The 11417-nt window shown below is 61.8% G+C and carries 6 protein-coding genes; 3 read left to right on the forward strand and 3 right to left on the reverse strand.

Annotated features, from left to right (window positions below; genetic code table 11):
• Window positions 1-4: 4 nt before the first annotated feature.
• Complete coding sequence (locus tag NW862_RS12365) at window positions 5-2260, reverse strand: ComEC/Rec2 family competence protein (RefSeq protein ID WP_414427229.1); 2256 nt, start codon at window positions 2258-2260, stop codon at window positions 5-7.
• 276 nt (window positions 2261-2536) lie between these two features.
• Here NW862_RS12365 and cphA point away from each other — a divergent pair, with 276 nt between their 5' ends.
• From cphA to NW862_RS12380, 3 genes are all read left to right on the forward strand, one after another.
• The gene (gene cphA, locus NW862_RS12370; protein WP_414334332.1) at window positions 2537-5233 is read left to right on the forward strand and encodes a cyanophycin synthetase; all 2697 of its coding nucleotides are present in this window, start codon (window positions 2537-2539) and stop codon (window positions 5231-5233) included.
• Window positions 5234-5591: 358 nt separating this feature from the next.
• Complete coding sequence (locus NW862_RS12375; protein WP_414330572.1) at window positions 5592-5792, forward strand: hypothetical protein; 201 nt, start codon at window positions 5592-5594, stop codon at window positions 5790-5792.
• An 89-nt stretch (window positions 5793-5881) separates the two neighbouring features.
• Window positions 5882-6733, forward strand: a complete 852-nt coding sequence (locus NW862_RS12380; RefSeq protein WP_414334331.1) for a prepilin peptidase — start codon at window positions 5882-5884, stop codon at window positions 6731-6733.
• Between the two features lie 63 nt (window positions 6734-6796).
• Here the strand turns inward: NW862_RS12380 and NW862_RS12385 are convergent, their stop codons facing one another.
• Both NW862_RS12385 and NW862_RS12390 read right to left on the reverse strand, forming a co-directional pair.
• On the reverse strand, window positions 6797-10759 hold the full coding sequence (locus NW862_RS12385; RefSeq protein ID WP_414334330.1) for a magnesium chelatase subunit H: 3963 nt from the start codon (window positions 10757-10759) through the stop codon (window positions 6797-6799).
• Between the two features lie 214 nt (window positions 10760-10973).
• Window positions 10974-11417: phage integrase N-terminal SAM-like domain-containing protein (locus NW862_RS12390; RefSeq protein ID WP_414368112.1), on the reverse strand; the 444-nt coding region annotated here is incomplete at its 5' end.

An 11417-nucleotide genomic window follows, 5' to 3' on the forward strand; every position in this document is an offset into this window, starting at 1 on the left:
CCACCTATCCGTCCAGTTGCGCCCTCAGGGTTTGCACGCCCCGCCGCGACCAGCTCACTGCTCCAACGCGATCGGCGATGTAGAGGGGCCGCTGCTTTTGCCGAAACCAGGTGGCTACTGCCTCGCCAACAGGGCCGGAGCTGATGCCCGCCTGCACCTGAAAGCGCTCCAGCAAGTCCAGGATCACGGATCCCCCATCCCACCACAGCCAGTCGATCTGGGCCGGCAGCAGGGGGGATCCGGTCAGCTCAGCCTGGACGTTGGTGCCGGCGGATCCCAAGAGCAGCCAACGGGATCCCTCCGCCTCCAGGGTCAACACCAGAGGGTTGGTGTGGACAGCCTGCAGCTTCAGCCGCTCCGAAAAAGGGATCCAATCCGCAGGCCGCAAGACTTGATAGGGGATCCCGGCTGCTTGCACGGCGCTGAGGGAGCGCAGGTAGCTGTCCGAGGCGGCATTGACGCCGCCCCCATCCCAGAACTGCCCGATGGAGAAAGCCGAAAGCAGGATCTCCCAGCCCCCATTGGCCGAGCCGGCAGAGGTCATGGCCACCGCCCCCTCCAGACGGCGCAGGCCCTGCTGCCGCAAAAAGGGCAGCACCGTGCGCTCGGCCAAGCGGGGATCGCCGCTGTTCAGTAAGAGATGGCGTCCTTCGGCTTGGATGGCCAGGATGGGGATACGGCCACTGGCCAAAGCTGTGATCTGAACTGGCGGCCCCGGCCACAGCCTCGGCCCCAGCAGGATGGCAGCCATAACCAGAGCAGTACCCTGCCAGCGGAAAGCCCGCCGCCAGCGGGGCCAAAAGGTCAGGGCCACCAGCGCCCCGTAGAGGAGCAGGCACTGCAGCAACGAGACCCTGCCGGTGTAGTAGGAGCTTAGGGGCCAGCCGGCCATCCAGCTCACCCAGTTAATCAAAGGCGTGAGCAAAAACGTCAAGGGCCGGGCCAGCAGGGATCCCAGCCCCGGCCAGATCAAGGCCACCAGGGCCGCCCCAAACCCTGCCACCAGCAGCGGCACTACTAGAAGCAATAGCAGCGGGTTGGCCAGCAGCGAGTAGGTGGGGATGCGGCCAAAGATAACCACCTGTAGCGGCAGGGTCCAGATCTGGGCGGCCAGCGGAACGGCCAGAGCGGTAGCCACCGCCGGCGGCAAAAAGTCCAGCCGGGACACGATCGGCGCCGTCCCCACCAGCAGCCCCAAGGTGGCGGCAAAGCTAAGCTGAAACCCCAAGTCCGTAATCCACAGGGGCTGGTAGATCAAGAGCAAAACTGCCGCCACCAGCAGCGTCCCCAGGGGGTTAAGCCTGACTTTTCCTTCCAGTCTGGGCTCCGTCAGTACCAGCATGGCCGCCACCCCCATTACCGCCGCCCGCAGCACCGAAGGCGTAAACCCCGTCAAGGTGAGGTAAATCCCCAAGACCGCCAGGAGGATCCCTTGCTGCAGGCGCACCGGCAGCCGCCGCGTCAGGACGAACACCACCCCCACCAGCAGCGACACGTGAAACCCAGAGGCCGCCAGGACGTGGGCCAGGCCAACTTCTCGAAAGGCATCCTGCAAATCAAAGTCCAGTTGAGCAGCGCGGGATCCCAGCACCAGGGAAGCCAAGAGGTTCCCCTGCCGCTCCCCCAGCCCGGCAATGAACGCCTCCCGCACCCGCCGCCGCAACACCCAACCTCCCCAGCCCCTCCCGCCCGGTTGGGGAATCACCTCGCGAGCGCTGAACCCCGCAAAAGCCCCCTGCCGCTGCAGATAGACCTGAAAATCAAAGCTGCCTGGGTTCAGGGCTGGACTGGGAAGGTAGAGGGATCCCGTCAGGCGCACCCGCTGGTTGGGATGGAGATCCTGGCTTGGGAGAGCTTCAGGGGTGGCAGTGACGTAGAGCTTGCCGCTCACCTGGCGAGCGGTGGAGTTGGCCTCCAACACCTGCTCCGCCTCAAGCCAAAACTGCCGCCGCTCGCTGCGGGTGGGACGGGGCTCCGCAAGAACGGTGCCCACCAGGCTCATCTGCGGCTGTGGGGCCAGCAGGCTAATATCCGTCGGGCCGGGAACCGGCTGCCGCCAGCCCAGGTAGGCCCAGGCCAGGCAGCCCACCAGACCCATCGCCAGCCAGGTGCGGGCCAAACGCGGTCGTCGCCGGTACCCCAGGGATCCCACCAATCCCAGCCCCAGCGGGATCCCCCAGCCCCAGCCGCTCACCGCCGGCCAGGCCCGCAGCAACAGGCCCAGGATCCAGCCCAGCCCCAGCAGATAGGTTCTTTCCATGTTTCCGCGGCACGTTTGCCCCCACTGTACTGTCGCCCTCAGGCGGGATCCATGGCCTTGTCTTAACCTTGCTCGCCTGCCAAAAAATCGTATTAAAGGATACTCTTTCTCGCCCCTGGCAAAGGGAGTGTAGATTAGGGCTGTTCGCGTGGCGAGCTGTTCAAGTGCTTTGCAGCACCAGGTAGGGCTCGCAGATGCCGAGGAAGTTCCCCGCGCCAACCTTCTCAGATAAGCAGCAGTCGTCTGTTCCCCTCTCTACCGTTTTCCTTGAACCCTATGCGCATTCGATCCATCCGCGTTCTCAGTGGCCCCAACTACTGGAGCATCCGTCGTCACAAGCTGATCCAAATGCGGCTCGATCTGGAAGACCTGCGGGAGCGCCCCACCAACACCATTCCGGGTTTTAAAGAAAGGTTGCAGACCTTGTTGCCGGGACTGTGGGAACATCAGTGCTCCCGCGGCTGCTATGGGGGATTCTTGCAACGGGTGGAAGAGGGTACCCTCATGGGCCATGTGGTGGAGCATGTGGCTTTGGAACTGCAGACCCTGGCCGGCATGAAAGTGGATTTTGGCCGCACCCGCGAAACCTCCACCCCCGGCACCTACAACGTCGTCTTTGAGTATCAGGAGGCAGAAGCCGGGCGCTTTGCCGCCAAAGCTGCAGTGTATCTCTGTCAGGCCTTGGTGGATGGAGAAGACTACCGCCGCGACCTGGAGCTGGACATCCAAGAGTTGCGAGAGATCCGAGAAAACGTCCGCTTCGGTCCCAGCACCCAAGCTCTGCTGGATGAGGCCGCCCTGCGCGGCATCCCCTATCTCCGCCTTAACAAGGGATCCCTGGTGCAACTGGGGTACGGAGTCTACCAAAAGCGCATCGAAGCCACCACCACCGAAAAAACCAGCATCATTGCCGCCGACCTGGCCGCCGACAAACGGGCCACCAAAGAACTGCTGCAAGACATGGGGATCCCGGTGCCCAAGGGCTACACCGTGCGGCGTCGCAGCGAGTTGGCGGCCACTATCGAGGATGTGGGGGGCTTTCCGGTGGTGATCAAGCCCCTCAACGCCAACCATGGCAAGGGCATCACCGTCAACATCACCAGCTTGGAGGCCGCCGAGATCGCCTACGATGCGGCCAGCCAGTACTCCGATGTGGTGTTGGTGGAACAACACCTGGTGGGGGATGACTACCGCCTGCTGGTGATCAACAACAAACTGGTGGCCGTGGCCAAACGGATCCCAGCCCATGTAGTGGGGGATGGCCGCTCCACCATTCAAGAGTTGATCGATGCGGTCAACCGGGATCCGCGGCGGGGGTTTGGTCACGAAAACGTGCTGACCCAGATCAGCGTTGACGACATGACCCTGCGCATCCTGGAGAGCAAAGGCTACACCCTGGATACCGTGCTGCCCGAAGGAGAGCATTGCACCCTCAAGTCCACGGCCAACCTGAGCACCGGCGGCATTGCCGTCGATTGCACCGATATCATCCACCCCTACAATGCCTTTATTGCCGAGCGGGCAGCTCAGATCATCGGCCTGGATGTGGCGGGCATCGACCTCATCTGCCCGGACATCGCCCAGCCCGTCAACGAAACCGGCGGCGGCATCGTCGAAGTGAACGCCTCTCCGGGTTTGCGTATGCACCTGGCCCCCAGCGAAGGGATCCCGCGCAATGTGGCCGAGCCCATCATCGACATGCTCTTTCCCCCCGGCAGCCACACCCGTATCCCCATCCTGGCCGTCACCGGCACTAACGGCAAAACCACCACTACCCGCCTGATCGCCCACATCCTCAAAGGTATCGGCAAGCGGGTCGGCTTTACCACCACCGACGGCGTTTACATTCAAAACCATCAAATTGCCAAGGGAGACATGACCGGCCCCCACAGCGCCCGCCTGGTACTGCGGGATCCCACCGTAGAAGTGGCGGTGCTGGAAACGGCACGGGGCGGTATCTTGCGGGAGGGTTTGGGGTTCCCGGAATGCGACATTGGCGTGGTGCTCAACGTAACCTCAGATCACCTGGGGCTGGGGGACATCGAAACCCTGGAAGACATGGCCCGCGTCAAATCGGTTTTGGTGGAGGCGGTACACGAGCGGGGCTACGCCGTCTTAAATGCCGACGACGGCCTGGTGGCCGCCATGGCCGCCAACGTCAAGGCGACGGTGGCCTATTTCAGCATGAACCCGGAGAATCCCCTCATTCAAAAGCACATTGCTTCCGGGGGCACAGCGGCTGTTTATGAAGAGGGTCACATCTCGATTTTGAAACGGGGCTGGAAACTGCGCATCGAAGATGTAACCAACATTCCCCTCACCCTCTCCGGCAAGGCCAGCTTCATGATCCAAAATGCCCTGGCCGCCACCCTGGCCGCCTTCCTGCACGGGGTTTCCATCGACGACATCCGCATGGCACTGGGCACCTTTACCAGTTCTGTGGCTCAAACCCCCGGTCGGCTCAACTTGTTCGATGTGGGCGGCTACCAGGTGTTGGTGGACTACGCCCACAACCCGGCAGGCTACGAGGCCATTCAGAGCACCCTGGAACGCTGGGATTGTCAGCGGAAGATTGGCGTGATTGGCGGCCCCGGGGATCGGCGCAACAGCGATCTGAGAGAGTTGGGAGTCCTGGCGGCGCGGATGTTCGACCGAGCCATCGTCAAAGAAGATGATGACCGGCGGGGACGGGAGCCAGGCGAAGTGGCCGCTCTGATCCGGCAGGGTTGGGAACAGGAAAAGGCAGGGGATCGCTTGCAGGAGATCCTGGATGAGGCAACTGCCATCGAAACTGCTTTGGAAAAGGCCGAACCCGGAGACCTGGTGGTGATCTTTCCGGCAGACGTGCAGCGCACCATCCAGATCATCACCCGCTTCCAAGACAAGCTTAACCCCAAACCCAGTTACCGTGGCTCTTCCTACAGCATGGGCCCAAACTTGATCTCCCCCAGCCCTGAGGGCAAACCGTCTTAAGCCGGCTGCCGACAACTCCAGAATGCTTCATGGTTGCCAGAAGCATGCCCCCGTTCCCTAAAGAGTATTGGGAATTGAGTGGGCGGAGATGGCCCATAACCCCCCGGCGGCGATATCCTGGGTTTAGGCTTGCCAGGGCCAGGCTGGCTCAGCTTGTCTTTTGGGGAGGAGCAGGTGTAGAGACTCCATTCCGTTTGTGCGAACGGTTCAAGGGATCCTCGCTTTTTAAGGCTCTTTTAAGGAACCTTAAGCGTTTCTAAAAAAGCTCAAAGAGGGCGGACAGAACGTTAGGGATCCCAAGCGACTTTGGGAACATCGTTAGGGTAATAGTGGGCTTCGCAAGGTAGGGAAACCGCACATGGACAGCGCGTTGCTGCAAGCAGCTCGTCAGATCTATCAATTTCATCTCCAGCATCGACCGGAGGTGCTGGAGCAGCCGCCGCGGGGTGTGGTCATCCACCGCCGTACCCTGAGAGGGGATCTGATCTTTTCTGAGTTTCCCATTCTGCTGCCCCAAGAAACCTTTATTCCGCTGCAGCAGTTGGAGCCGCTGCGGTGAGGCAGAAGGGCTCCTCTCCCGTTCTTCTCCTGCCCTTTTGAAGTGGTTGCCATGCTCAACCTTCTCTCCTGCTACGCAGCGCTTGCGCAATGTGGCTGAGCAACGCCGACGCGAACGGCATCTGGGAGCTGCGCCTGTTGGGCTGGGTGCTGGTGTTGGTGCTAGGAGCCTGTGTGGGCAGCTTTCTCAATGTGGTAGTCTATCGCCTGCCGCGGGGCCTCTCTCTGCTCTATCCTGGATCCCATTGTCCCCACTGCAAAACACCGCTGGGCCCGACGGAGAACATCCCCATTCTGGGCTGGTTCCTGCTGCGGGGCCGCTGCCGCCACTGCGGTGCGCAGATTAGCTGGCGCTACCCTGCCGTTGAAGCCTTGACCCTGGGGCTGTTTGGCCTCAGCATCGCCATCTTGGGTTTTTCCCCCCGCGGGATCCTCACCTGTGTCTTGTTGGGCTGGCTGCTGGCCCTGGCGCTGGTTGATCTGGACACGTTCTTGCTGCCGGAAGCGCTCACCCGCTCCGGCTTGGTGGCGGGGCTGCTGGCCCGCTTGGCGCTGCCCTGGCTGGAAGGATCCGGATCCCTGGCGGCCATGGGCCTGTCGCTGGTGGCCGGGATCGCGGGGGCCGTATTGGGCATTTGGTTGCTGGAGGGCATTGGCTTTGTTGCCCGCTGGGTTTTGCAGCGGGAGGCCATGGGCGGAGGAGATGGCAAGCTGCTGGCTCTGATCGGCATGTGGCTGGGCTGGCAAGGAGTCGTGGTGACTCTCCTTTTGGGTTCCGGCTTTGGCTTGCTGGGCAGCCTGCTGGCCATGACCAAAGGAAAGGCCCGCCTGGGCAAACCCATCCCCTTCGGCCCCTACTTGGCTCTGGGCGGTGCCGTGGCCGCCTTGGCGGGATCCCCCCTGGTGGAAGCCTACCTGCACTGGTCGGGGTTGCTGGGGTAGAACTCCCGCACCCCTCTTCCAGTGGCAACGGCGCCAACGATCGGCAGGGATCCCCTTTGGCCCCTATTCCACCCCCTCGATCCGGTCTTCCACTTCTTGGTACAGCTCCTGCAGGCGCTCAATATTGGCCTGGGAAGTCTGCCAGTAGCCACGCCCGTGCACCTCCAACAGGGATCCGACGATGCGCCGGAAGGAGTGGGGGTTGAGGTTCATCAGCCGCTGCCGCATCGCCTCGTCCTTGATGAAGGTCTCGTTGGTTTCCTCGTAGATCCAGTTGTCCACCGCGCCTGCCGTGGCCGACCAGCCGGAGGTGTTCACCAGCCGCTTGGCGATCTCCCGCACCCCTTCGTAGCCGTGCTTGAGCATGCCCTCATACCACTTGGGGTTGAGCAGCTTGGTGCGAGCATCAAGGCGGATCGTCTCGCTCAGGGTGCGGATCTGGGCGTTGGGTGTGGTGGTATCCGCCATGTAGGCCGAGGGGGCCTTGCCGTCCGGGCGCAGGCTCTGCACCAGCTTGGTGGGATCCGAGTCGAAGTAGTGGCTGACATCCGTCAGGCTGATCTCCGAGGAATCCAGATTCTGGAAGGTAACGTCCACCGTTTTCAGGCTGGCCTCAAAAAGCTGCCGCATCTGCTGGTTGGGCAGATTGGAGCCGAAGGCAAAGGACTTGCGGGATAGATACATCTCCCGCAGCTCGCTCTCGTCTTCCCAGGAGCTGTTTTCCACCGCCAGGTTGATGTTGGCCGAGTAGGAGCCGGAAGCGTTGGAAAAGACCCGCGTTGCTGCCTGCTCCAGCGTCAGCCCCAGCTCCTTGGCCTGCTGTAGGGCGTGCTTGCGCACAAAGTTCAGCTCCAGCGGCTCGTCGGCCAAGGCCGCCAGCTTCACCGCCCGGTCGAGGAGAGCCATTTGGTTGACAAAGAGATCCCGGAACACCCCCGAGCAGTTGACCACCACGTCGATGCGGGGCCGCCCCAGCTCCGCCAGAGGGATCAGCTCCACCTTGTTCACCCGCCCCAGGGCATCCGGCTTGGGACGCACCCCCAGCAAACACAGCACCTGGGCTAGCGATTCCCCATAGGTCTTGATGTTGTCCGTGCCCCAGAGCACCACCGAGATGGTTTCCGGGTACCTGCCGCCGTTGGCGCTCAACTCGCGGGCCAGCAGCCGCTCCACCACGATCTCCGCCGACTTGATGGCCGCTGCCGTGGGGATGGACTGGGGATCCAAAGCATGGATGTTGCGCCCCGTCGGCAACACATTGGGGTTGCGGATGGGATCCCCGCCCGGCCCCGGCAGGATGTACTCCCCTTCCAAGGCCCGCAGCAGCGATCCCAGCTCGTAGTCAGCCGTAATTTGCTTAAGGCACTCTTCCAAAAACTCAAACAGAGGCTTGAGCAGCTCTGCATCCACCTGGGGATAGCCCGCCTCCTTGAGGGCCACCAGCCAGGGCGCCTGCCGCCCCATGTTGAAGAAGTTGAGCTTAGCTACCCTGGAGACCCGCCCCTGGGCGTCGGTTTGCTCCTGCACCAGGGCCGCCACTGCCTTGTGGCAGGCCTTGTTGATGCGATCCAGCAGCTCCGTATCCGCCAGGTGCCCCCGATCCCGGTTGCGGTAGATCTCGTCGATATCCCGGCCCAGGCTCTGGGCAATAATGCGCGGCAGGCCAAGGATCCCTTCTTCTGGGCGGTCGATGCTGGCGATGCTGACCAGGGTGGCGATGGCTTCCTCTGCGGTAGGGGGCGCCCCGATCACATGCAGCCCACAGGGCAACAGCCGCGACTCGATCTCCATTAGCTTGGCGTAGAGCTGGCCCACCACCGTGTCCCGTTCTTCCAGGGTGAGCTGGCCGGCATCCACCGTCGGCAGCTCCACGTCCTTGTCCAGGTTGACCAGGCGCGCCTTGTCACAGATGGCGTTGACAATGGCAATGCCCCGTGCCCCCTCCCGCAGGGTTTGGTAAGAGCCAATCAACTCCCGCAGCTCCTGCAACCCCTTGTAGAGGCCGGCATTTTCTGCCGGCGGCGTCAAGTAGCTGATGGTGCAGGCGTAGCCGCGCCGCTTGGCGATGGTGGCCTCGCTGGGGTTGTTGGCCGCGTAGTAGTACAAGTTGGGCAGGGATCCAATCAAATTATCCGGGTAGCACTCGCCCGACATGCCGATCTGCTTGCCCGGCATGAACTCCAAAGAGCCATGGGTGCCAAAGTGCAGCACCGCATCGGCTCCCCAAACTTTCTCCAAATAGGTGTAGTAGGCGGCAAAACCGTGGTGGGGGCTGGCCGACCTGGAAAAGAGCAGCCGCATGGGATCCCCTTCGTAGCCAAAAGTGGGCTGCACCCCGATGAACACGTTGCCAAAGTGCTTGCCGTAGATGAGCAGATTCTGCCCGTCGGTGTTCAGGTGCCCCGGCGCCGGCCCCCAATATTTTTCAATGGCTTTGACATAGGGCGTCAGGGCCTCGTATTCCCGCACCGACAGCTTGGCAGCCACGTTCAGCTCCGGGCTGGCGTACTGGGCCTGGGCATCGTGCAGGATGGCCTCCATCAACTCCTGCGGCGTTTTGGGCAGCTCTGGCCCCAGGTCATAGCCGTTGTGGGCCAGCGCCTGCATGACGCGGTGGATGGAAGCAAACACATCTAAGTAGGCCGCCGTCCCCACATTGCCCTTGTCCGGCGGGAAGCTGAAGACGGTGATGGCAATTTTCTTCTCCAGCTTGGGCTTACGCCGCAGATTGGCCCACTTGATGGCCCGCGCCGCGATCAGCTCAATCCGATCCTGTAGAGCATGGGCCTTGCCGGTGGCCGCGTCCCGCCCCGAGAGGATGATGGGATCGATGGCCCCGTCCAGCTCAGGGATGGCAATCTGCAGCGCCACCTGCACCGGGTGCAGGCCCAAGTCACTAGTGGCCCATTCCTCTGTGGATTGAAACACCAAGGGCAGCGCCACCATGTAGGGGCGATTGAGCCGTTGCAGCGCCTCCACGGCTTTGGGGTGATCCTGCCGCGCCGGCCCGCCCACCAGGGCAAACCCCGTCAGCGACACCACCACATCCACAATTGGCGTCGTCTTCTGCTCGTTCCAGAAAAACTCGTTCACCGGCTTGGAAAAGTCCAAGCCGCCGGCAAACACCGGCACCACCCGCGCCCCGCGCGACTCCAGCTCTTGCACCATGGCCACGTAGTGGGCATCGTCCCCCGTCACCAGGTGGGTGCGCTGCAGCACCAGCCCCACACAGGGGGCCAGGGGATCCTTCACGTCTTCTGGCAGATCCTCGCGGGCGTTGTACCAATCCCAATACTCCGCCAGGCTGGCAAACATCTGCGGCGCCAGCGGGTGCCAAATGCCCATCTCCAAATAGGTGACCGGCTCGGCAAACTTAACCTGATCCCGCATCCCCGGCAGGTAGCGATCCGCCAGCATCAGCAAAAAGTTCTCCAGGTTCTCGCGGGATCCGCCCAGCCAGTACTGGAAGCTGAGCATGAAGTTGCGGGCATCCTGGGCCTTGTCAAAGGGCAGGTACTTCAACACCTTGGGCAGCGTCTGCAGCAGCTTCAGCATCCCCTCTTGGAAGTTGGATCCCTGTTGGCGCTTGCGCATGAACTGGGCAATGGCGCTCTTGGATTGGCCCAGTTGCGCCATGGAAAAGGATCCCAGCTTATTAAGGCGCATCACCTCTGGCATGGAGGGGAACACCACCACCGCATCCAGCCGCTCCCGCAGGGGTTCTACTGCCTGTACCACCTTCTGGGCAATGTCCTCAATGAAGATCAAGGAGCCGATAAAGACATTGGCCGTCTCCAGATCCCGCCGGAAAGCCTCATACCCCGCGGGATCCCGCAGCTCCTCCACCAAGTAACCAGACAGCTCCACCGCCAGCTTGGGGTTCTGGGCATTGATGCGCTGCACCGCCGCCGTCAGGGCACTCTGATACTGCGGCTCCAACACCACGTACACCACCTTCATCAGTCGGCGCCCCCCCAGCTCAGCAGGGGTTACGTGGCGGGTGATGGGCTTAACCAGAGTAAACATGCAGTCGCTCTCCCTTGTGCAATGCAAAAAAGCAAGTGGGCCGGGAATGGGCATTCTTCCCTAGCGCCTGTTTCCCGTTCTACCAGAGAAACGGAACTGGGTTCGTTAAGAGCCGTTACACATGTAACAATTCGCAATTTACCAGCTCCACTCCCGCTCTGCCTTGGGATACTTGCGCTCCAAAGCAAAGGGCAATATAGACAGAGCCGTATCCTTATTCCAAGTCCTGCTGATGTTGTCGCTTGACCCAGGGCAAGTGTTCTTGCAAAGGTTCCACTAGGGTTTCTGGCAGCATCGTTAACCGGCTCTCCATCCCTTTACTATTGCGAATCGCCAGTTGCCGTTGGGCAAAATCCACATCTTTAACCCGGAGCTGCTGAGCTCCTGCCAACCTCGAGCCACTGCCATACAGCACCTGCACCACCAAGCGATAGATCCCAGACAGATGCACAATGACAGCCTTGACCTCCTCAGGGGTTAAGACCGTAGGCAAATAGCTTGAGCGCATGGCTCGTACGGCGTCTAGGTCAAGGTCTAGCTCCAGATGCAAAACTTCTCGGTAAAGGAACAACAGCGCACTGAGAGCTTGGTTCTGCGTGGACGCCGCCACCCTCTCCTCCACCGCTAAGTGGGTTAAGAAGGCATTGATCTGCTCGCC

Origin of the sequence: Synechococcus sp. H55.8 (assembly GCF_047462375.1) — a bacterium.
In the GTDB taxonomy this organism is placed as follows: Bacteria; Cyanobacteriota; Cyanobacteriia; order Thermostichales; family Thermostichaceae; genus Thermostichus.

Coding starts and splice junctions, on each gene's coding strand:
- NW862_RS12365 (WP_414427229.1), bottom strand. CDS start 2,260: ATGGAAAGAACCTATCTGCTGGGGCTGGGCTGGATCCTGGGCCTGTTG.
- cphA (WP_414334332.1), top strand. CDS start 2,537: ATGCGCATTCGATCCATCCGCGTTCTCAGTGGCCCCAACTACTGGAGC.
- NW862_RS12380 (WP_414334331.1), top strand. CDS start 5,882: ATGTGGCTGAGCAACGCCGACGCGAACGGCATCTGGGAGCTGCGCCTG.
- NW862_RS12375 (WP_414330572.1), top strand. CDS start 5,592: ATGGACAGCGCGTTGCTGCAAGCAGCTCGTCAGATCTATCAATTTCAT.
- NW862_RS12385 (WP_414334330.1), bottom strand. CDS start 10,759: ATGTTTACTCTGGTTAAGCCCATCACCCGCCACGTAACCCCTGCTGAG.